Here is a 21,079-nt window from a genome sequence, read left to right on the forward strand (position 1 = left end):
TGTTCATCCGAGAGCTTCCAAAACCCCTATCATGCATGACCACGCACCATCGACCGATGACTGGCTACACCGCCACGGTGACCGTCCGACTCAAGCAGGGGGTCCTCGACCCCGAGGCCGAGACGACCAAGCGCGCGCTCGAACGCCTCGGCTTCGACCTGCAGGCCCTCCGGTCGGCCGACCGCTTCGAGGTGGACCTGGCTGCCGAGAGCGACGAGGCCGCCCGCGAGCGTGCCGAGGAGATGGCCGAGCGACTGCTCGCCAACCCGACCATCCACGACTACGACGTGGAGGTCACAGAGCAGGGATGACCGTCGCCATCATCCGGTTCGGCGGGTCGAACTGCGACCGCGACGCGCTGGGCGCCCTCACCGACCTCGACGTCGACGCCGAGATCGTCTGGCACGAGGACGGCCTCCCGGAGGACACGACGGGCATCATGCTCCCCGGCGGCTTCTCCTACGGCGACTACCTCCGCGCCGGCGCGATGGCCGCCCGGTCGCCCATCATGGACGAGGTCCGCGACCTCGCCGCCGAGGGCGTCCCCGTCCTCGGCGTCTGCAACGGCGCCCAGATCGGCTGCGAGTCGGGCCTCACCGACGGCGCGTTCACCACCAACGCCAGCGCCCGCTTCCAGTGCGAGCAGGTCTACCTCCGCGTCGAGCGCGCCGACACGCCCTGGACCGCCGGCTACGAGGCGGGCGAGGTCATCCAGTTGCCCATCGCCCACGGCGAGGGACGCTACGAGGTCGACGACGACCGCCTCACCCAGCTCGAGACCGAGGACCGCGTCCTCTTCCGGTACTGCGACGAGGACGGCGACCTGACCGAGGACGCCAACCCGAACGGCTCGAAGCACAACGTCGCCGGCATCCTCGGCGAGCGCGACTCCGTCGCCGTCCTGATGCCCCACCCCGAGCGCGCCGCACTGGCGGACATCGGCGGCGTCGACGGCCGGCCGCTCCTCCGCGGGTTCGCCCGCGCCGCGGAGTAGCCGACGGCAGAGACCACCTCGACAGCGACTTCTCTGGCGACCTGCCATGCGAACTCACCACTCGTAACGGCTCAAAGATATAAGAGCGTGCGTCGCAAGGGTTGAGGTGATACTGCGGGGCCTCCCCCGTGAAACATTCGAATGACGGAGCGTGAACCCACAGTCGTCACGGTCGGCGTGCCTCCCCACACGGCGGACGAGTTGACGGCGACACTGCCTGGAACCGTCGTCACGGCGACGGACGTGGCTGGCGCGCTCGAGGCCATCGACGAGGGCGTCGACTGCGTCGTCAGCGAGGTCGAGTTGCCGGACGGCGACGCCTTCGCGCTGCACGACGCGGTCGGCGACCGCGACGGCCGGGTCGCGTTCTTCTGTTACACCGCCGACGGCGACGAGTCCGTCGCCGGGCGGGCACTCGCGGCAGGGATGGACGGCTACGTCCCCGCCAGCGACGGCGTCGAGACGCTCGCCACCCGGGTCGAGGCGGCCGTCGATACGGAGGCGACCCCCATCGACCGCGACCGCCTCGAACTGGTCTACGAGCAGGCACCGCTCGCCATCGTCGAATCCGACCCCGCGGGCGACATCGCGGCCTGGAACGACGGCGCGGCCGACCTGTTCGGCTACACGGACGAGGAGGCGACCGGCGAGGACCTCGTCGACCTGGTCGTCCCACCCGACGAACGGGCGACCGTGCGGGCGGTCTGCGAGCGCAACCTCTCGGAGGGGGGCATCGACGTGAACGTGAACGCGAACGTGACCAGGGACGGCGACCGCCTCACCTGCGAGTGGTACAACACGCCCCTGACCGACGACGACGGGCGCGTCGTCGGGTCGCTCTCGTTCGTCCAGGACGTGACCGACCGCGTCGACCGGCGCGAGACGGTCGAGGAGCTGCAGGCGATGTCCCGCGAACTCATCCGCATCGAGGAACGCGACCGCGTCGCCGAGTTCGCCGTCGAGGCCGCCCGGAACGTCCTCGGCCAGACCCACACCGCGGCCCTGCTGTACGACGAGGACGCAGACGCGCTGGTCCCGGTCGCGTCGACGGACGAGGCCTCGGCCATGCTGGCACGGGCCGACGAGTTCACCGGCGAACAGAGCCTCACCTGGGAGGTCTTCCGGTCCGGCGAGGCGACCCTCCTCGACGAGAACGCGGCCGGGCGGACCCTGCTGCCCGACGACTCGGGCATGGAGAGCACCCTCGTCGTCCCGTTGGGCGACCACGGGGTGCTCGGGTTCGCCGCCGCCGACGCGGGCGAGTACGACGAGACGACGGCACACCTCGCCAGCATCCTCGCCTCGACCACGACCGCCGCGCTCGACCGGAGTGCACAGGAGGAGGAACTGCGCCGCCAGCAGACCATCGTCGAGGCCGCCGGTGACGCCGTCTTCGCGCTCGACGAGGACGCTCGCTTCCGGACGGTCAACGACGCGATGGTGGACCTGGTCGGCTACGACAGGGAGACGCTCCTCGACATGCCCGCCTCGGCGGTCCTCGACGCCGAGTACCTCGAACGCGGTCGTGACGAGTTACGCGACCTCGTCGCCGACGGGACGACGGACTCGACGACCTTCGAGATAGAGATACAGACCGCCGACGGGACGCGGGTGCCCTGCGAGGCGACCATCGCCCTGTTGCCCGCCGACTCCAGTTTCGACGGGACCGCGGTCGTCCTGCGCGACATCACCGAGCGCAAGCGCATGGCGGACGAGCTGGTCGAACAGAAGCGCACGATAGAGAACCTCCACGGGGTCGCCTCCACGCTCGAGGACTGCGAGACGGAGGCCGAAATCTGGTACCTGACCGTCGAGGCCGCCGAGGGCATCCTCGACTTCGACGCCTGCTGTGTCGACCGTATCGAGGGCGAGTACCTCGTCTCGGCGGGCATCTCCTCGGAGATCGAGCCACAGGGGTACAAAGAGCGCTCGCACGTCTCCGACGGTATCGCGGGCAAGACCCACCGGACCGGTCGGTCGTTCCTCATCGACGACATCCGCGGGGACAACGACGCGACCCCGGAGGACCGGACCTACCGGTCCCTGCTCTCGATCCCCATCGACGACCGCGGCGTGTTCCAGGCCGTCTCGGACGAGGTCGGCGCCTTCGACGAGTCCGACCTCGAACTCGCGGAGTTGCTGTTGAGCCACGTCGCGGACGCGCTCGACCGCCTCGCGTTCGAGGAACAGCTCATGAACGAACGCGACCGCTTCGCGGCCCTCTTCGAGAACGTCCCGGAACCCGTGGTCTACGCGGTCCACGAGGCGGACGAACCGGTCATCGTCGAGGTGAACGCGGAGTTCGAACGCGTCTTCGGCTACGAGGAGTCCGAGGTGCGGGGCGACCGGCTGGACGACCTCATCGTCCCGCCGGACCGTCGCGGGGAGGCGACCGACATCAACACCCGGTCGCAGGCGGGTGAGGTCGTCGAGCGGGAGGTGAAACGTCGGACGACCGACGGCCTCCGGGACTTCCTGATGACGGTCGTCCCCGTCGAGTGCGGCGAGCAGAACCCCCGCACCTTCGGCGTCTACACCGACATCACCGAGCGCAAGGAGCGCCAGAAGCGCCTGGAGATACTGAACCGCGTGCTCAGGCACGACCTGCGCAACGGGATGAACATCATCCGCGGGTCCGCGGAGATGCTCGCGGACGTGGTCGAGGGGACCACCGCCGTCGGCTACGCCGAGACCATCCTCGGCCGGGCCGACGAACTGGTCAGCCTCGCGGAGAAGACCCGCGCCGTCGAGCGCACGCTCGACCGCGACCAGGCCGCGACCGGCCCGGTCGACCTCGAGGAGTGCGTCCGGACCGCGAGGGCCAGACTCTCGCGGGAGTACCCCGGCGCGACCATCACGGTCGACCTCCCCGACGACGCCGCGGTCCGCGCCGACGACCTGCTCCGGACGGCCATCTTCCACGTCATGGAGAACGCGCTCGTCCACAACGACAGCGACGAGCCCCAGGTCCACGTGACGGCGACGCGGGACGAGCAAGCGCAGTTCCTGCGGGTGTCGGTGGCCGACGACGGCCCGGGCATCCCCGAGGAGGAGCAGGCGCTCATCGCCGAGGAACAGGAGATAACGCAGCTCAGACACGCCAGCGGGCTCGGCCTCTGGCTGGTCAACTGGGTCGTCACGCAGTGTGGCGGCAGGATCGAGTTCGAGGAGAACGAGCCACGCGGGAGCATCGTCACGATGATGGTCCCGCTCGCGGTCGGTGAGGAGGCCGTGCAGGCGGAGGCGGACGACTGACTCGTCGGGCGCCTACTCGACCAGCGGCATGTTGTACGTGGTCTCGTGTTCGAGCACGTGCTCCCACGTCGCCTCGCACTCGCAGGAGACCTGCTCGAACACGCTCGGGTCCTGGCGCAGGTCGAAGTCCTTGATCGCCTTCTGCACCCGGTCGTCGCACTCGCCGCAGTTGTGCGGGCCGCGCTCGGAGCCGTGGCCCACCGGGTCCGAGACGACGATGACGTCCTCGTCGGCGGTCGATTCGAGCACCTCGGCGACCGACCAGAGCCACGGCGGCCGGTAGCCACCGCGGAAGAACAGGTCGTCGACCATGGTGTAGCGCTGGACGTTGCAGGGGTTCATCGAGACGGTGTGACAGCCCTCGACGGCGGCACAGCGCCGGACGGAGGCTTTCATGTCCGCGAGTGCCTCGGGCTCCGAGAGGAACGGCGGCTTCATCAGGAGGTACGCCTTCACGCCCGCCCCGGCGGCGATGGCCTCGGCGCAGGCGTCCTCGAAGTCCGCGAAGTCGAAGTACTTGTTCACGCAGTCGTGACGGACGCGGTCGGTCGCGGTCTCCAGCCCGACGGCCACGTCGGTGTCGAGGCCCTGCTCGACGAACTCCTCGAGCTTGGCCTGCGTGACGAAGTCCGGCAGCGACTCGACGACGATGCGCTCGCGGTCCCCGAAGGTCTCGGCGATGGCCTGGCGCGTCTCGGCGGGCACCTCGCGCTCGTCGAGGAACGACCCGGAGGTGTAGATCTTGATGAGGCCGGACTGCTCGTCTGCCTCCTCGGCCTCGTGGTCGAGACAGACCTGAATCTGGTCCATCAGCGCCTCGTGGGAGACGGAGCCGCCCTCGACCGACTCCGCGACGTAGCCACACATCGTGCAGCCACCGGCGCGGGCCCACCGGCAGCCGCCGGTGTTGAGGATGATGGTCAGCGACTGGTAGACGCCACTGGGCGTGTTGTCCTCGTCCAGCCAGACCCGTGTCGGCTCGTGCGGGTCGTACGTCTTGTCCTTCTTGGCGCGGATGTCGCGCATCACCTTGTTGTGCGCGTCCATCCCCTTGCCCTCCTCGTAGACCTCGGGCGTGGGCTTGCTCATTGGAAGGAACCAGCGGGTCGGCGCGTAAATCGCCTTCGGGTCGAGAACGGCCGACGCCGCGGTTCACCGCAGGTCGCGCAGCTCGTCGACGAGCAGGCCGAAGGGGAGGAGGAACGGCGAGAGCAGGCCGAGCGCGAGCGTCCCCGTGTTCGTCGTGATGGGCGGCGCGTACCCGGCCTCGGGTGTCCCACCCAGCAGGACGATGGCGGCCGCGACGGCCCCCGTCAGCAGCAGTGCGATGGCGACTGTCGAGAGCGGTTCCGTCGAACGCGATGCCCCGTGCGTTGACATGCAGGTGAGGATAGGGGGTCGGCAAAAAAGTCGCCCACGACGGTTCCAATCGCGTGGGAACGCAGTACCGGGTCGCCGGAGACGCGGGTCAGTCGGCGTACAGCGAGTAGAGGATGACGCCGAAGCCGACGGTCGTCAGGGCGCTCTCGATGGCCAGGGCGACCGACTGGTCGCCGGCCGCCACGAACTGGTCCAGCGCCCCCGCGATGAGCGCGCCGGTCGTGACGATACCGAACCCGAGCGCGAGCGCCCGGAGCGCCTTCGAACCGGTCCGGCGGTACGCCTTCGTGGCGAGGTAGGTGATGAGGCCGCCCATGACCAGCGTGAGCGTCTTGAACGCGACGACGAGTGGGGTGACCTCGCTCATGTCTCCTTGCGCACCTCCTTCCACATCGAGGCGAGGCGTTCTTCCGGTTTCTCCGGTGGCCGTTCGATCCGCAGGTCCAGTGTGTGTTCCTCTGTGAGCATGATAGCAACGTTCTCGAAGTCGACCCGGTACATCGAGGTGTGGCGACCGTCCGAGCGGAGCTGTGTCTCCTCTTTCAGCAGCGATGCCTCCGTGAGGAGGTCCAGCTTCCGGTAGGTCGTCGACAGCGGGATGTCACACGTCTCCGAGATCTCGCTCGCCGTCATCGCCTCGGTGAGCGACTCGATGATGTCGTGACAGTCCTCGTCGTCGAGGGCTTCGACGACCGCCTGGAACTCGGGCTCGTCCTTCCCGGGCGGGTCGCGCATCTTCACAGGGCAGAACTCGACCCTCTGACGTAAAATCGGTTCGGGTTTTCCGTCGAGAGAGAAGACCTATCTTCCCCTGTCACCTCCGGTCCCCCGATGACGACCGCTGTCAGGGGGGTCGAGTCCGTCGAGGACGTCTGGGCCGCCGAGGACGTGAACCGGGCGGCCTGGCGCACCGCCTTCGCCGACGTGTTCTCGCCCCACGTGCTCGCGACCGGCGGGGCCGCCGCCAGCGAGCCCTACATCCGCTCCCGGTACGCGGTGGTCCGCGACCATCCGGGCTTCGTGGTCGCGACGGAAGGCGACGACGTGGTCGGCTACGCCTACGCCGCCTGGACCGACACCTCGCGGTTCGTCGACGACGACGAGGCCGAACTCGTCGAGCTGTACGTCCACCCCGACCACTGGGGCCAGGGCATCGGCACCCGGCTGCTCGCGGCGGCCGAGGCGGCGGTTCCGGCCGACCGGACCAGCCTCGTGCTCGCCACGCCGGCCGGGAACGATATCGGTCGCTCCTTCTACGAGAGCCGGGGGTTCACCGTCCGCGAGCGTCGGGCCGGCGATGTCGGCGGCGAGGTCGTGCCGACCGTGGTGTTCGCGCGGGCCCTGTCGGAGAATCAGGACGACGGGTCGGCGAGCACCCGAGCGTAGCCAGCCCACGCCGCGACCCCGACCACCGCGCCCAGCGCGTTCACCGCGGCGTCGGCGAGGCTGAACGCCCGGTACGGGAGCGGCCACTGGACGACCTCGACGCCGAAGCCGAACAGGGCCACCGTCAGGACGACGAGGAGTGCCGCGGCCAGCTCCCTGGAATCGACCGCCCGGGCCGCGAGGACAGCGAGGATTCCGTACCCGATGCCGTGAAGGAGCTTGTCGGAGGCGAGGAGGCTGCTGGCGGTGCTCCCTCCCGACGCCGCCCCGCCACCGCCGGGGTCGACGACCGACGCGAGCAGCACGACGCCGGCCCAGACGAGGGGGACGAGCCAGCGTCTCGGCTCCGGGGTCCGCCGAGGTTCCATACCCGTCCTCGTCGTGGCGGCGACTAAAACCCGTGGCTCCGAGAACTGATAGTGCGCCGGGACGTACGACCGTCCATGTCCCGGGGAGCCGCCACGCCGGCCGAGCCGGTCGCCGTCGTCGCCACCCGGCGGTTCGCGGGCGTCTCGCCGGACGCGCTCTGGGAGGCGGTCGGCGACCCGGCGGACCTCGAAGCCGCGGTGACGCTGGTCGACGCGACCGCGAGCGTCACGACGCGTGAGTACCCCCACGTCTCCCTCGACCTGGCGGGCGAGGGCGACTACGGCGGCCTGACCGGCACCGTCTGCCTGAAGGTCGACGCCCACGAGTTCGCGGCACTGCTGCACTGGGAGAGCAGGCTCCGGCCGACCAGCGACCTCGTCACCCTGCGTCCGCGGGACCTCCGGCCGGTCCTGACCCGGTTCGCGGACCGCTACGCCGGGGTGGTCGGGGCGCAGCTCGGGTCCGGGTGAGAGACCGCCAGCCAGCGACGAGGTAACCGGAACCAGTTACACCCGGTTTGCCAACGACTAACAGAGTTCCGTCCGTAGATAACTATACGGGATTACAATGACAGACATCGGTGGCTTCCAGGACCACGTCGCACGGGTCGACCTGTCCTCGGGAGAGGTGAACTACGAGGGTATCGACGACGAAGACGCCAAGAAGTACATCGGGGCCCGCGGCCTCGGTGTCAAGTACGTCTTCGAACAAGGACCGGACGTGGACCCGCTCGGGCCGGACAACCTGCTCGCGTTCATGAACGGCCCCCTGACGGGAACACAGACGGTGATGAGCGGCCGCATCGCCGTCTGTACGAAATCGCCGCTGACGAACACCGTCACCGACAGCCACCACGGCGGCTGGTCGGGCGCACGCCTCAAGTGGGCCGGCTTCGACGGCCTCCTGTTCGAGGGGCAGGCCGACGAACCAGTGTACGCCGTCGTCGAGGACGGCGAACTCGAACTCCACGACGCCGGCGACCTCTGGGGCAAGACGACCCACGAGACGCGCGACGTCCTCGAGGAGCGCCACGAGGGGAGCTACGGCAAGAACATGTCCATCATGGCCATCGGGGAAGGCGGCGAGAACGAGGTGCGCTACGCCTGCATCATCAACGAGGACGACCGCGCCTCGGGCCGTGGCGGCACCGGCTGCGTGATGGGCAACAAGAACCTCAAGGCCATCCTCATCAAGTCGGGCACGAAGATGCCCAAGCCGAAGGACCCCGAGACCTTCCAGCAGGGTCACCAGCAGGCCATGCAGGCCATCCAGGAGTCCGACGTGACCGCCCCGAACGAGGGCGGACTCTCGATGTACGGGACCAACGTCCTGATGAACATCACCGAGGAGATGGACGGGCTTCCGACGAGAAACGGGAGATACACCTCGACGAGTTCCGAGGCCGAGGCGGACCCGAGCGAACCGAACATCGACTCGGAGAAGGTCTCGGGCGAGAACGTCCGCGAGAACATCCTCGTCGACGAACCGACGTGTCACTCCTGCCCGGTCGCGTGCAAGAAGGAGGTCGAGGTCTCGTACTCGCACAAGGGTCAGGACATGAACGTCCGCGGTGAGTCCTACGAGTACGAGTCGGCGTTCGCGCTCGGCCCGAACTCGATGAACGACGACCGCGACTCCATCGCCGTGATGATCGACCTCTGCAACCAGCACGGCATCGACACCATCGAGACGGGGAACATGATCGCGATGGCGATGGAGATGACCGAGGAGGGCAAGCTCGACGACCTCGGCGAGGGCGTCGAGTGGGGCGACAAGGAGGCGATGATCGACCTCATCACCGACATCGCCCGCCGCGACGGCGACCTCGCGGACCTGCTCGCCGGCGGCGCGAACCACGTCGCCGAGGAGATGGACGCCCACGAGAACTCGCTGGCGGTCAAGGGCGAGACCATCCCGGCCTACGACCCGCGCTGCATGAAGGGCATGGGCATCGGCTACGCGACCTCGAACCGCGGCGCCTGCCACCTGCGTGGCTACACGCCGTCGGCCGAGATCCTCGGCGTGCCCGAGAAGGTCGACCCCTACGAGTGGGAGGGCAAGGGCGAACTCACCGCCACCTTCCAGGACCTGCACTGCATCTCGGACTCCTTCGACATCTGCAAGTTCAACGCCTTCGCGGAGGGCATCGAGGAGTACGTCCTGCAGTGGAACGGCATCACCGGGCTCGAGTGGACCGAGGACGACCTGCTCGAGGCCGGCGAGCGCATCTACAACCTCGAACGCTACTACAACAACCTCGCCGGCTTCGATGGCGACGACGACTCGCTGCCGGACCGGTTCCTCGAGGACGGCGTCCGCGGCCAGGGCGCCAGCGAGGGCGAGTACTGCGAGCTCGAGGAGATGAAGGCCGAGTACTACGAGCACCGCGGCTGGGTCGACGGCGTCGTCCCGGACGAGAAGCTCGACCAACTCGGCATCGACATCGGCCCGGGCACCGGCGTCAGTGCGGGCGACTCGCCGGCCCCGGCGGACGACTGAGCAGGCGACGGCGACCACCCGCCACCGATCGACGTTTTTTGAACGTTGTCACCCCGGTAAGGGGAGCTTACCGACTGGTAACCCCGGTGAGACGGTCGTTCTGGGGCCACCGACAGTCGGGCCCTGCCACCGGGCTAATCCCTCGTTCGGGTGGCACGATGGGAGTCATAAGTAATCCGTCGTATCGAGTACGTCCAGTAGGCGTGTCACCACGATGGCACGCACTGGGGGACCATGCATTCACAGGGAGACGATTCACGGGGGATATCGCGCCGGACCGTCCTGGCCGGGCTCGGCGCGGCAGGGGTACTGAGCGGCACCGGAACGGCAGCAGCGGCGCTGCCCCACGGGCGAGACGGCGACACCGGCCACCGGCCGGTCCACACGCCGGGCTCGAAACACGACCGGATGATGGCGACCTACCGGCTCCGGAAGGACGCCGCCAGGGACCACTGTCTGGTCGGGAAACCGTCCGAGTGGAACCAGAACGACGACGAGGCGCACTTCGGGACGCTCGCCTGTTTCACCAAGGCGCTCCCGCACGACGCGGACGGCATCGGTGACCCGGACGCGTACGTGACGCTCGTCGACGCGCTCTTCGGGTTCGAGTCGCTGGCCGACGTACCACTCGCACCGGGGGCCGACCGGAAGCTAGCGAACCCGGTCGCGGCGGGGTCGTACGACATCACCGGCCCGGACTCGCACGCGCTGGCGATGCCGCCCGCGCCGGCGTTCGCCAGCGACGAGACGGCCGCAGAGATGGTCGAACTCTACTGGCAGTCGTTGCTTCGCGACCTGCCCTTCGCCGACTACGGGACCGACCCGGTCGCCCAGGCCGCCGCGGCCGAACTCTCGACGCTCCCGGGCTACCCGGGACCGACCGACGCCGAGGGGGGCGTCTCGACCGACCTGCTGTTCCGGGGGACGCTCACCGGGAGCGAGGTCGGCCCGCACCTCTCGCAGTTCCTCTACCACGACGTGCCCCGCGGTGACGGGCTCTCCCAGCCGCAGGTCTACCGGGTGGCGAAGGAGGGGACCGACTACATGACCGACTGGGCGTCGTGGCTGGCCATCCAGCGCGGGCGCGCCCCCGCCACCGGCGACCAGTACGAGGACGCCCCGCGGGCGCTCCAGACCGGGCGCGACCTCGCGACCTACGTCCACCGGGACTACGTCTACCAGGCGTACCAGGACGCCGCGCTCGTCCTGCTCGGCCTCGGGGTCCCCCTCGGGCCGGCGTTCCCGACCTCGCCGACCTCGGGCTACTTCGTCGACTTCGGCATCGCCGACGTGCTCGACGCGGTCGTCGCGGTGAGCCACCCGGCCCTGCACGCGGCCTGGGTCCAGAAGTGGCTCGTGAGCCGCCGGCTCCGCCCCGAGACCTACGGCGGGCGGGTCCACGACCAGCTCGCCCGTGGGGCGGCTCACGGCCTGCCAGCGGCCCTGCTCGACTCGGCCGGCCTCGCCGCCTCGGCCGCGGAACACGGCACCTACCTGCTCTCGCAGGCGTACCCCGAGGGCTCCCCGACGCACCCCTCCTACCCGGCCGGGCACGCGGTCCTGGCGGGTGCCTGCGTCACGGTGCTGAAGGCGTACTTCGACGAGGACGCGCCGGTCCCCTACGCCGACGCGAGCCCGGCGGGCGGCCCCGCCCTCACGGTCCGCGGCGAGTTGCACAAGCTCGCGGACAACATGGCCATCGGGCGCAACTGGGCCGGCATCCACTACCGCTCCGACGCCGACGACGGCTACCGCCTCGGCGAGGCGGTCGCCCTCGGCTTCCTCGTCGACCGCGCGAAGACCTACGACGAGCGCTACGGGTTCGACGGGTTCAGGCTGACCACCTTCGACGGGGAACCGGTCCGCGTCGGCCCGGACGGTATCACGGCTGCCTGAGCCGCCCCGACCCGGTCCGGCCCCGGGTGCGAATATGACACTTTCCGTTACGACGGTGAAACCGCCACAGTGAGGCGTTTCTGTGCCGTAACCCTGTGTTTCTGTTATATCCCAACCTCGCCTCTTCAGTGACAGGTAGGTGGGCCATCGCCCACCTCATCGGAATCATGAGTTCATCCAGACGTACTGAGAGGACATCGACGGCGCCCGGTGTCGGGCGGCGGACCGTGCTCGCGGGGCTCGGGGCGCTGACCCTCCTCGGCGGAGTCGTCGGTGCGAAACCGGGGAAATCGAACGGTTCGAAGAACGCAGGCGCGGTCGGGGGTGGTGGGGGGACCACCACGACGACCGCCATCGCACAGAACACGTTGAAACAGCGGTTGACGAAGGTCTACCAGTTCCGCCAGCAGACGGCCCACGACGACATCATGCCGCCGCAGCCGCCGGCGCAGGTGAACAACGGCGACCACGAACTCGGGTCCTGGGCGGTGTACGGGAAGGGGCTGCTCCACGACACCCCGTCGGGCAGTGGAAGCGGCATCATGTGGTTCCCGGACCGGGACGCCCAGACGACCATGATCGAGCAGACGACCGGCGGCGAGGAGTACGCCTTCTCCCTGGGTGGTGTCAGGGGACAGGTGAACCCCGCGTCCGCCACGTCGTACGGGCTGGAGGGTGCGGACTGGTTCGACGTCACCATCCCGCCGGCTCCCTCGATGACCGGCGACGAGACGGCCGCGGAGCTGGTCGAACTCTACTGGCAGTCGCTCCTGCGTGACGTCCCCTTCGCGGTCTACGACGACGAGTCGCTGGCCGACGGCGACGTGAAGGACCTGCTGGAGACGGCCGCGGCCGAGCTCGACAGCCTGTCGGGGTATCGCGGCCCGACCGGCCTCGTCGGGGACCGGTCGCGCCTGTTCCGGGGGACGCTCCCGGGCAGCACCGTCGGCCCGCACGTCTCGCAGTTCCTGCTCCAGCCGGTCCCGCGGACGCGAGGGCTCCTGCAGGACCAGAAGTACCGCCTCGCGCCGGAGATCGACTACATGCAGTCGGTGTCGGACTGGCTCGCGGTCCAGCAGGGCGACCTGCCGACCATCCCGTCGCTCCAGGGTCGGCCACGGGGCTACATCCACGACGGGCGCGGGCTGTCGACGGCGGTCCACTTCGACGCCATCTACGAACTGCCCCACGCCGCGGCACTGGTCCTCCTCGGCGAGAACCTGTCCGGCCCCCTCCACGAGAACCTCCGTGCCGCGCTGAACCCCGGCGAGGAGGGGTTCGTCGACTTCGGCGTCGGCGACGTCCTGGAGATGGTCGCCTCGGTCTCGCGACCCGCGCTCCACGCGGCGTGGGTGCAGAAGTGGCACGTCCACCGGCGCCCGCGACCCGAGTACGTCGGCGGCGTCGTCAACGCGCTCAAGCAGGGCGTGGTGAGCACGGCCGACTACCCGCTCCACGAGGACGTGCTGAACTCGGTCGCGCTGCTGGTCGCCCGAAACGAGTCGCCACACGACACGTACCTGCTGTCCCAGGCCTTCCCGGAGGGGTCGCCGACCCACCCGGCCTACCCCGCCGGGCACTCGACCTTCGCCGCCGCCTGTGTCACGGTGCTGAAGGCGTACTTCGACGAGGACGCGACGTTCGGCTCCGGCCACCTGCCCGCGCCGGTGTACAGCCCGGACGGATCGACCCTCGAACCCTACACCGCCGAGCCCCTGACGGTCGGCGGCGAACTCAACAAGCTCACGGACAACATCGCCATCGGGCGCAACTGGGCCGGTATCCACTACCGGACCGACGCGACAGGGGGGTACGAACTCGGGGAGAACATCGCCATCGCCAGCCTGCTCGACCGGGCCCGGAGCTACAGCGACGACTACCCGGACTTCCCGGGGTTCACGTTCACGAAGTTCGACGGCGAGACGGTCGTCACCATCACGGCCGACGGCGTGACGACCGAACCGAAGAACTGACCCAGCCCGACGACCCGACCGCGAATCGAGACGGCGGAGCCTTCGGACCTGTTTTCCCGTCACCGCGACAACCCAGCCGTACGAATGAGCGACAGCACCGGCGGCACCTACACGCTCCTGCTCGAACTGGCCCGCGACGTGACCGTCGAGGTGGGCGCGCTCGGCCCGGTCGCCCTCGACGCGGGCTGGTACGCCTACACCGGCAGTGCGTTCGGTCCCGGCGGGTTCTCGCGGGTCGACCGCCACTACGAACTCGCGACCGGCGAGCGCGACACCCGACACTGGCACGTCGACTACCTGCTCGGCCACCCGGCGGTGTCGCTCCGGGGCGACGTGCGGTCGGTCGACGCCGACGTGGAGTGTGCGGTCGCGCGACGCCTCGACGCCGTGGTTCCCGGGTTCGGCTGTTCGGACTGCGACTGCGAGTCACACCTCGCGAGCGCCGCCGACCGGCGCGCACTCGAGACGCAGGTGCAGGCGGCTCACGACTCGGTCGAGTGACCGGCCTGCTCGGTCACCTCGACGGGGCCCTCGGCGGTCGCCGTCTCCAGCGTCTCGCCCGACCTCGGCCCGTCCTTCCCGATGAGCACGCACTCCCGGATGTCGAGGGCGGCGTCGAACTCCTCGCGGCGGTCGGTCTCCCGGCCGAGGCGCATCAGCTGTTCGGTGTGGGCGCGCTGGACCGCCTCGTAGTCCCGGCGGTCGAAGCCGAGGCGCTCGCCGATGTCGTCCCAGTGACCGGACTCGACGAAGAACGCCGCGTACTCGTCGCAGTCGTGGATGCACTCGTAGCTGACGCGGTAGTCGTCGACCCGCAGGCGCAGGTCGGCCTGCACGAGGTCGACCAGCTCGGGGAGCCGGTTCGGTGGGACGCTCGCCTTGGCGGCCGTGACCAGGAGCACCTGGCCCTCGATCGGGAAGCCTCCCATCTCACCCACCAGCCCGCATGGCTTTCTGGGCGAAGCGCTCGATGAGGGGGTCGAGCACGTCGTCGTCGCCCTCGAACCGGACGGTCACCTCGGTTATCTCGAGCGTCGGCCCGACGCCGACCGTGTCGCTGGCGATGCTGGCACGCCAGTCGTCGGCCGCGACGATGTCGTCGTCGACCTGCTCGCCACCCAGGTTCGTGAGGTAGTGGATGGCGAGGCGCTTGGAGATGCCGCGCCACGCGCGTTCTCGGACCATCAGCCACCTGCGACCGGCGGGAAGACGGACAGTGTGTCCCCGTCCGCGAGGGTGGTCGCCGGGCCATCCATGTGGACCACGTCCCGCCCGTTCTTCAGGACGCTGAGCTGTGGGCGAATCTCGCCGTCCTCGAGGAGCTCGCCTTCCAGCCCCCCGAACTCGGCTTCGAGCGCGGCCAGCACGTCACCGACGGTGTCGGATTCGTCGTACCTCCGCGCGATGGTCTTCTGGCCGACCGCCTCGCGGAAGTTAGCGAAGAACCGCAACTCGACGTTCATTATGGGTAGGAGTCCCCGAGCGCGTATAAAACCACGCCGCAACCAGTTCGCCCCCGCACGACCGGCCTTTCCAGAAATGAGAACCATAACGTATTCTTGACAGGCGTGGCGAGTGTCAGCCGTCGTGTACACAGGACTCGTCGCGGGTACCGGGACGGTGCTCGCCGCCGGACCCGAACGTGAGGGGTATCGACTACGAATCGAGACGGACGGCCACGTCGCGCCCGACCCGGGCGACAGCGTGGCCGTGCAGGGCGTCTGCCTCACCGCCGACCGCGTCGGCGACGGCTGGTTCGAGGCGTTCTGTTCCGAGACGACGCTCGCGAAGACCACCCTCGGGGACCTCGACCCGGGCGACGCGGTGAACCTGGAGTCGCCCGTGGGCGCCGGCGACGCGCTCGACGGCCACCTCGTCAGGGGGTGCGTGGAGACGACGACCGAGGTGCTCGGCGTCGAGTCGACGGGCGCCGGGTGGCGCTACACCCTCGCGGTCCCGGCCGACTTCGCGGGCTACCTCGTCACCGAGGGGCCCATCACCGTCGACGGCGTGAGCCTGACCGTGGCCGAGTCGACCGCGGACACGGTCACCATCGCCGTGATTCCGGCGACCGCCGAGCGGACGACGCTGGGTGACACCCGCCCCGGCGACACCGTCAACCTCGAAGCCGACCCGGTCGCGAAGTACGTCGCCAGACAGGAGGCGGTGGCCTGAGATGCAGTGGACGCTCTTCCAGCTCGACGACTACGGGCCGTGGACGACCACGCCCCAGCCCCGCCGCGAGATGGACCTCCAGGCGCTCCAGTCCCGCGTCTACGCGACCGTCGCCGGCGCCGTCGATGCGGTCGACGGCTACGTCTTCCCGACGCGCTGGGACAACATGCTCGCGGTCACGAACGGCCTCGACCGCGAGGGCCACGAACGCCTCCAGACCCGCGTTCGCAACCGCTTCCCCGTCAGCCTCAGCTGTGGCGTCGGCGTCGCCGAGACGCCCGCCGACGCCATCGCCGACGCGACGACGGCCCTCCAGGCCGCCGGGAGCGCACAGGGCGAGCGCCGCGAGGCCCTCCGTGGCTCGTTCGGCGACGACACCGGCGACCTGACCGTCGCCCACTTCGACGTGGTCGACGCGACCGGCGACTACACCGACCGGTACGACGCCTACTCGGCGCATCGGGCCATCCGCCAGGGCTGTGACGCGCTGGCCGACGACATGTACGACCGCCACGACGCGCTCACCTTCTTCGTCGGCGGCGACAACGCCATCGCGGTCTGTCCGCCCGGGACGACCGACTTCTCGGCGACCATCGACCGGGTGCTGGAACGGACCGGGACCCGCTGGCGCGTCGGCGTCGGCCACGGCGCGACCGCTCGCGAGGCCGGTGGCGCCGCCAAACACGCGCTGGAGACGGGACGAGAACGAGCCCAGGCCGTCGTCGAGGCGGCCTGCGACTGAGCCCTACCGGTCGCTGAGCCGGATACCGTCCTCGACAAGCCGGGCGTTGCGCTCGCGGTCGAGGTTCTCGGCCACGTCGTCGTGCTCGTACAGCTGCTGGATGAGGTCGGCGTTCAGGTTCCGCCAGGCGATGGCGTAGATCGGCGACTGCCCCCAGGCGCGCAACTCCGGCACGAAGTCGTCGAAGCGCTCGACACGGTCCTCCATGCGCTCGACCGCGTCGGCGACGAACGCCGCCGCCTCGCGCTCCGTCTCGGCCTCGTCGATGGCCCGGTTGATGCGCTGCTCCCAGGTGGCGACTGCCCGCTGCATGTCGGAGGACGCGGGTTCGCCGTCTTCGGGGAGCGAGTCGAGGATCTGCTGTGGGACACCCAGTGACACGTGGTCCATACCGCGGGGAACGGGGTGGACGGGCAAAAAGGCACGCCGCGAGACGACAGCGACGGGTTACGTCTCCTCGACGTGGCGGACCGAACTCGCCTCGCCGCGCGTGCTCTCGACCATCGCCTCGCCGTGCATCTGGGCGCGGCCGATGCCGAAGGCCTTCGGGCCCTCGATGACGACCTCGTCGCCGACGCGGATGTCCTCGTCGGCGTCGATAACGCCGGGCGCGAGGACGCTCCCGTGGGGCACGAAGCCGTCGATCTCGACGCGCTTCGTCGGCACGTCCGACTCGTCCCAGCGCTTCGCACCTTCGAGCGTCAGCGACAGGGTCCCGTAGTTCGGGACCTGCGTGGCGAGCTGGGTCCCCTCCGGGTCGCGGACCTGGATCTTCGGGTAGCGACTCGTCGTCTGGAAGTCGCCGAACACGGTGTCGCCCGCGCCGTCGCCGAACTGGTAGTCCGCGATGGCCCGGACCGTGTTGTGCTCACGCTCGCGCTTGGAGTACTTGAGCTCCCCGTCCAGGGCGTCGCGCAGGTTCGAGAGGCTCGCGGACGTGGTCGGATGGTCCTCGACGGTGTACTCGATGTCCAGCTCCACGTCGTCCTCGACGGCCTCGACGATGGGGCGGTAGTCCTCGGGCAGGTGGGCGACGACCCGCGGGTAGTCGTTGCGCTGGAGGTACCGGCGGAGGACCGCCGAGACGAACTCGCGCTCGCCGGCGGTCCACGACCCGGTCACGACCGAGTCGTAGTGCTGGGCCGGGTAGGTCGTCTCCAGTTCCTGCGGGACGACGCCGATGGGCGAGGTCATCGACACCATGTGCCCGCGGAAGTTCACCGCCTCCATGTACTGGCGGTGGCTCTGGGACTCGCTGTAGGGCTTGCGGGCCGAACACGGCACGAGCACGAGCGGGTGCCCGTCGAAGCGGTTGGTGTACCGGGAGGTCACGCGGTCCGCGAAGCGCTGGATCTCGACGCGCTTGAGCGTGTCCTCGGTGGTCGCGTCGAGGTCGGCCTCGCGGTAGATGGGCGTGCGCGCCTCGAGGTAGCCGTACTGCTGGTCGAGTTCGCGGAACAGCGCCGTGAGCCACTGGTCCTGGCGGGCCTGCCCCTCGACGTAGTCGCGCAGGCGACCGTCGCGGATGCGCCGGCGGACCCGCGAGAGTTCGGCCGCGAGCGCGTTCGCGTTGTGCTCGGCGCAGGCGGCCCGGTCGAACTCCTCGCGGGTGGTCTGACACGCCGGGCAGGCACAGGGGAGTTCGTCGAGGTCCTCGAGGAAGTACCGGTCGTCGGTCGTCAGGTACTCGCCCTTCAGGCCCTTCGCGCGGGCCTGCTTCTCGTCGAACATGTCCACGCCAGCGTAGGCCAGGACGGCGACGTTCCGGGGCGTGGCGACGCCGGAGAGGTAGAGGCCGGTATCGTCCGGAATCGCGTCCTTGACGGCCAGGATGGCGTCTTTCATGCCCTTCCCGTGGCCGACCGACCCCTGGGCGTCGGAGAGGACGTACACGTCCGCGCCGTGGTCCTCGGCCGTGTCGGTCGAGACGACGACCGCGCTCGGGAAGTCGACTTCAGGGTAGTCCACCTTGAACGAGTCCTGGACCTCGTCGGCGGTCCCCGCCGGCAGGCCGCGGTGTGGCAGGATGGTCAGTGTCGACTCGTCGCCCTCCGGCAGCTCGCGCTCGCCGGGCCAGAGGCTCCCGGCGTCCGCGACCACGTCGTCCACGAGCGCCGGCGTCGTGACCGGCTCGGACAGGCGGAGCTCCGCCCGTCGGGCCGCCCCGTCGCGCTCGTGAACCTCGAAGTACTCGGTCATGGGACGTTCTCGGAGACCGGCGGACTACAGTCTTGCCTTCCGTCCCTACGTAAAGGGTGGCTGGCTGAAGGTGACACCTGATTCCCCTCCCCCGGATAGGACGTGATGGGTGCAAGCGGGATGGATGCACCCCGGGCGACGACTGCTGGTCGCTGGCGGCCACGACAGAGGGCACTCCCACAGACGACATCGTTGGCACGCTCGCAGGCTGGCTGATTCCCTCGCCGGTGGGTCGACGCTGGGCGTCGGCCCTCCACTCCTCGATTCCCCCTCCCCCTTTCGCGAACCACTCCCCCTTCTTTCGATACCTGACGGTTCCTACGGCAGTCGCTCGGTCGTGGTGTCGAGCGTCTCGACAGACGCAGGCACCAGCTCCAGCGCCGACTCTGGCCAGTCGTCGTGCGCGAGGGTGAAGTCGGTGTCCGGGTTCAGGTCCACGAGCCGAGCCACGCCCCTCGCGGCCTGCTCGTAGGCGTCGCGGTCGAGCCGGTCCGGGATCTCCGCGGTCAGCGGGTAGGTGTTGCGCAACGCCTTCGGGAACGGTCCGAACGGCGCCACGACCTTCCAGGACTCGTCGAAGGCCGTCGAGTGCTCGCCGGTCGTCAGGAGCACCTCGTCCGCGGGCGAGAGCCGGTCCAGGCGCTCCTGGTGACGCAGCACCTCGGGCCGGTAGGCGCTCTCGTTCGAGAGGTAGAAGAACGCGCCCTTCGACACCGGGTCGGTCTCCTCCAGTTGCGCGGCGTGGTCGGTCATCGCCCGCAGCCCGTCGAGCATCGCCGGGTGCGGCCGGGCGCGCTCCTCGACGAGTTCGAGCAGGTTCCCCTGCCGGATGGCCTGCTTGATGCGGCGGATCTCCTCGAAGGTGACGTGCAGGTTGTGCGCGGCGAGTTCCTCCTCCTGCTCGCGCTCGGGCAGGTCGCGCAGGTCGGCCGGCGTGTACTCGGTACACACCGGGCAGGAGCACGGGAAGTAGTCGAGGTCTGCCAGATGTTCGGTGCCCCGGACCGTGAGGTAGCGACCGTCGCGGGCGTACAGCGCGTAGGCGGCGCTGTCGAAGAGGTCACAGCCCATGGCGACCGCGAGCGCGAACATCATCGGGTGGCCGGCGCCGAACAGGTGGACCGGACAGTCCTGGTCGAGGCCGCGCTTCGCCCCGGCGACCACGTCGACCATGTCGCCGTAGCGGTAGTCGTTCATCAGGGGGACGACCGCGCCGACCGGGAACACGTCGAGGTCGGTCGCGGCGGCGTGCTCACCCGCCTGCTCGCGCAGGTCGGGGTAGGTCGACCCCTGTACCGGCGCGTTGACGAGCATGTCGCCCACCTCGACCGACTCCGCGATCTCGAGGCGCTCCTGCGTGGTCGCGAGTTCCTCTTCGGCCCGCTCGCGGGAGACATCCGGCGGCGTCGGGATGTCCACGGGCGTCCCGATGTCGCTCCCGATGTCGTGCTGGAACTGGAGGATCTCCTCGGTCGTGGTGTCGATCTCGCCGTACTCGGCGAGCTGGAAGCTCCCCGAGTCGGTCATGATGGCACCGTCGAAGTCCAGCAGGTCGTGCAGGCCGTCCTCCAGCGCCTGCTCGCGGATGTCCTCGGTCGTCTTGATGATGTAGGAGTTGGTGATGAGGATCTCCGCGCCGAACTCCTCCTCGAGCCGCTTCGGCGAGATGGTGATGATGTTCGGGTTGATGACCGGCAACAGCGCCGGCGTCTCGACGGTGACGCCCGCCCGGGGGACGGTCAACTCCCCGATGCGGCCGCCCGCGTCGGCGTCCCGAAGCTCGAAGTGCTCTCTCATTGGGGCCGGCTACCCGGGGAGTTCGGGTAAGGGTGTCGTTTAGCCGCGGCTCTCCGGGAGTACAGACCGCCGACTCACCGACGCCGTCGCTCGTCGCGGCCGGGCCAGAGGACGCCGGGCCGGCGCATCTCGAGGTAGACCGACGCCGCGGCGGCGACCGCGAACCAGAGGCCGCCCCCGGCGACGAAGCCGTAGCCGAGCAGGACGAGGAAGCCGAGGAACCGGATGGTGGCCTGCTGGCGGAACGAGAGGAACGAGTCGGTCACGAGCAGGTCTAGGCGCCGGGGCGACATAACCACTGTGCCACCGGCTACCACGGTGTCGGCCGGATTGCTGGCGAACAGGCGACGCGAGGCTCGAAGGTGAGGGCACCGGGCGGGGCGTCGCACACCCGCGGACCGCCCGGTGGCGAGG

General features: G+C 69.5%; 23 protein-coding genes. 11 read left to right on the plus strand and 12 right to left on the minus strand.

Annotated features, from left to right (window positions below; all coding sequences use genetic code 11):
• The first annotated feature begins 56 nt into the window (after positions 1-56).
• From purS to NOV86_RS07930, 3 genes are all read left to right on the plus strand, one after another.
• Entirely contained in the window at positions 57-311 is a 255-nt protein-coding gene (gene purS / locus NOV86_RS07920; RefSeq protein WP_267640801.1) for a phosphoribosylformylglycinamidine synthase subunit PurS, read from the plus strand.
• Positions 308-994, plus strand: a complete 687-nt coding sequence (gene purQ / locus NOV86_RS07925) for a phosphoribosylformylglycinamidine synthase I (protein ID WP_267640802.1) — start codon at positions 308-310, stop codon at positions 992-994. Before purS ends, purQ begins: the two co-directional genes overlap by 4 nt.
• 141 nt (positions 995-1,135) lie before the next feature.
• The gene (locus NOV86_RS07930) at positions 1,136-4,249 is read left to right on the plus strand and encodes a PAS domain S-box protein (RefSeq protein ID WP_267640803.1); all 3,114 of its coding nucleotides are present in this window, start codon (positions 1,136-1,138) and stop codon (positions 4,247-4,249) included.
• A gap of 12 nt (positions 4,250-4,261) precedes the next feature.
• On the opposite strand, the gene NOV86_RS07935 is transcribed toward NOV86_RS07930, so the two are convergent.
• The 4 genes from NOV86_RS07935 to NOV86_RS07950 form a co-directional block, all read right to left on the minus strand.
• Positions 4,262-5,338 carry an archaeosine biosynthesis radical SAM protein RaSEA gene (locus NOV86_RS07935; protein ID WP_267640804.1) on the minus strand — a complete coding sequence of 359 codons (1,077 nt, stop codon included), beginning with the start codon at positions 5,336-5,338 and terminating at the stop codon, positions 4,262-4,264.
• Between the two features lie 63 nt (positions 5,339-5,401).
• Positions 5,402-5,629, minus strand: coding sequence for a hypothetical protein (locus NOV86_RS07940; RefSeq protein WP_267640805.1), 228 nt, complete (start codon positions 5,627-5,629; stop codon positions 5,402-5,404).
• 88 nt (positions 5,630-5,717) lie between these two features.
• Positions 5,718-5,996 (minus strand): DUF7521 family protein, encoded by a 279-nt coding sequence (locus NOV86_RS07945; protein WP_267640806.1) that lies wholly within the window; start codon positions 5,994-5,996, stop codon positions 5,718-5,720.
• A complete protein-coding gene (locus NOV86_RS07950; protein WP_267641717.1) occupies positions 5,993-6,364 on the minus strand; it encodes a winged helix-turn-helix domain-containing protein in 372 nt (123 codons plus the stop codon). The genes NOV86_RS07945 and NOV86_RS07950 overlap by 4 nt, the downstream gene beginning before the upstream one ends.
• A 96-nt stretch (positions 6,365-6,460) precedes the next feature.
• Here NOV86_RS07950 and NOV86_RS07955 point away from each other — a divergent pair, with 96 nt between their 5' ends.
• Entirely contained in the window at positions 6,461-7,015 is a 555-nt protein-coding gene (locus tag NOV86_RS07955) for a GNAT family N-acetyltransferase (RefSeq protein WP_267640807.1), read from the plus strand.
• On the opposite strand, the gene NOV86_RS07960 is transcribed toward NOV86_RS07955, so the two are convergent.
• Entirely contained in the window at positions 6,982-7,383 is a 402-nt protein-coding gene (locus NOV86_RS07960; protein WP_267640808.1) for a VanZ family protein, read from the minus strand. The two genes, NOV86_RS07955 and NOV86_RS07960, sit on opposite strands and share 34 nt — an antisense overlap.
• Before the next feature lie 75 nt (positions 7,384-7,458).
• Here NOV86_RS07960 and NOV86_RS07965 point away from each other — a divergent pair, with 75 nt between their 5' ends.
• From NOV86_RS07965 to NOV86_RS07985, 5 genes are all read left to right on the plus strand, one after another.
• Complete coding sequence (locus tag NOV86_RS07965) at positions 7,459-7,854, plus strand: hypothetical protein (RefSeq protein ID WP_267640809.1); 396 nt, start codon at positions 7,459-7,461, stop codon at positions 7,852-7,854.
• Positions 7,855-7,951: 97 nt separating this feature from the next.
• The gene (locus NOV86_RS07970; RefSeq protein ID WP_267640810.1) at positions 7,952-9,883 is read left to right on the plus strand and encodes an aldehyde ferredoxin oxidoreductase family protein; all 1,932 of its coding nucleotides are present in this window, start codon (positions 7,952-7,954) and stop codon (positions 9,881-9,883) included.
• A 234-nt stretch (positions 9,884-10,117) separates the two neighbouring features.
• On the plus strand, positions 10,118-11,779 hold the full coding sequence (locus NOV86_RS07975; protein WP_267640811.1) for a vanadium-dependent haloperoxidase: 1,662 nt from the start codon (positions 10,118-10,120) through the stop codon (positions 11,777-11,779).
• Positions 11,780-11,946: 167 nt separating this feature from the next.
• Positions 11,947-13,752: a vanadium-dependent haloperoxidase gene (locus tag NOV86_RS07980; RefSeq protein ID WP_267640812.1), complete on the plus strand. Its 1,806-nt coding sequence runs from the start codon at positions 11,947-11,949 to the stop codon at positions 13,750-13,752.
• Positions 13,753-13,836: 84 nt separating this feature from the next.
• Positions 13,837-14,253 (plus strand): GIY-YIG nuclease family protein, encoded by a 417-nt coding sequence (locus NOV86_RS07985; RefSeq protein WP_267640813.1) that lies wholly within the window; start codon positions 13,837-13,839, stop codon positions 14,251-14,253.
• On the opposite strand, the gene NOV86_RS07990 is transcribed toward NOV86_RS07985, so the two are convergent.
• From NOV86_RS07990 to NOV86_RS08000, 3 genes are read right to left on the minus strand one after another with little or no spacing between them, the layout of a single operon-like run.
• On the minus strand, positions 14,235-14,681 hold the full coding sequence (locus tag NOV86_RS07990; protein ID WP_267640814.1) for a DUF8048 family protein: 447 nt from the start codon (positions 14,679-14,681) through the stop codon (positions 14,235-14,237). The genes NOV86_RS07985 and NOV86_RS07990 overlap by 19 nt on opposite strands.
• 1 nt (position 14,682) lies before the next feature.
• On the minus strand, positions 14,683-14,937 hold the full coding sequence (locus tag NOV86_RS07995; RefSeq protein ID WP_267640815.1) for a MoaD-like domain-containing protein: 255 nt from the start codon (positions 14,935-14,937) through the stop codon (positions 14,683-14,685).
• Complete coding sequence (locus tag NOV86_RS08000) at positions 14,937-15,215, minus strand: ubiquitin-like small modifier protein 1 (RefSeq protein ID WP_267640816.1); 279 nt, start codon at positions 15,213-15,215, stop codon at positions 14,937-14,939. The genes NOV86_RS07995 and NOV86_RS08000 overlap by 1 nt, the downstream gene beginning before the upstream one ends.
• 124 nt (positions 15,216-15,339) lie before the next feature.
• Here NOV86_RS08000 and NOV86_RS08005 point away from each other — a divergent pair, with 124 nt between their 5' ends.
• Together NOV86_RS08005 and NOV86_RS08010 are read left to right on the plus strand one after the other, a co-directional pair.
• Positions 15,340-15,927, plus strand: coding sequence for a riboflavin synthase (locus NOV86_RS08005; protein ID WP_267640817.1), 588 nt, complete (start codon positions 15,340-15,342; stop codon positions 15,925-15,927).
• Between the two features lies 1 nt (position 15,928).
• Positions 15,929-16,669 (plus strand): GTP cyclohydrolase IIa, encoded by a 741-nt coding sequence (locus NOV86_RS08010; protein ID WP_267640818.1) that lies wholly within the window; start codon positions 15,929-15,931, stop codon positions 16,667-16,669.
• 3 nt (positions 16,670-16,672) lie between these two features.
• On the opposite strand, the gene NOV86_RS08015 is transcribed toward NOV86_RS08010, so the two are convergent.
• The 4 genes from NOV86_RS08015 to NOV86_RS08030 all read right to left on the minus strand — a co-directional run bounded on the left by NOV86_RS08015 (position 16,673) and on the right by NOV86_RS08030 (position 20,931).
• Entirely contained in the window at positions 16,673-17,059 is a 387-nt protein-coding gene (locus NOV86_RS08015; RefSeq protein WP_267640819.1) for a DUF7971 family protein, read from the minus strand.
• Between the two features lie 57 nt (positions 17,060-17,116).
• Positions 17,117-18,868 carry an archaeosine synthase subunit alpha gene (gene arcS, locus NOV86_RS08020; RefSeq protein WP_267640820.1) on the minus strand — a complete coding sequence of 584 codons (1,752 nt, stop codon included), beginning with the start codon at positions 18,866-18,868 and terminating at the stop codon, positions 17,117-17,119.
• Between the two features lie 318 nt (positions 18,869-19,186).
• Complete coding sequence (gene tgtA / locus NOV86_RS08025) at positions 19,187-20,665, minus strand: tRNA guanosine(15) transglycosylase TgtA (protein ID WP_267640821.1); 1,479 nt, start codon at positions 20,663-20,665, stop codon at positions 19,187-19,189.
• A gap of 74 nt (positions 20,666-20,739) precedes the next feature.
• The gene (locus NOV86_RS08030; protein ID WP_267640822.1) at positions 20,740-20,931 is read right to left on the minus strand and encodes a hypothetical protein; all 192 of its coding nucleotides are present in this window, start codon (positions 20,929-20,931) and stop codon (positions 20,740-20,742) included.
• Positions 20,932-21,079: the final 148 nt, after the last annotated feature.

It is taken from the genome of Haloarchaeobius amylolyticus (genome assembly GCF_026616195.1).
Classification (GTDB): domain Archaea; phylum Halobacteriota; class Halobacteria; order Halobacteriales; family Natrialbaceae; genus Haloarchaeobius; species Haloarchaeobius amylolyticus.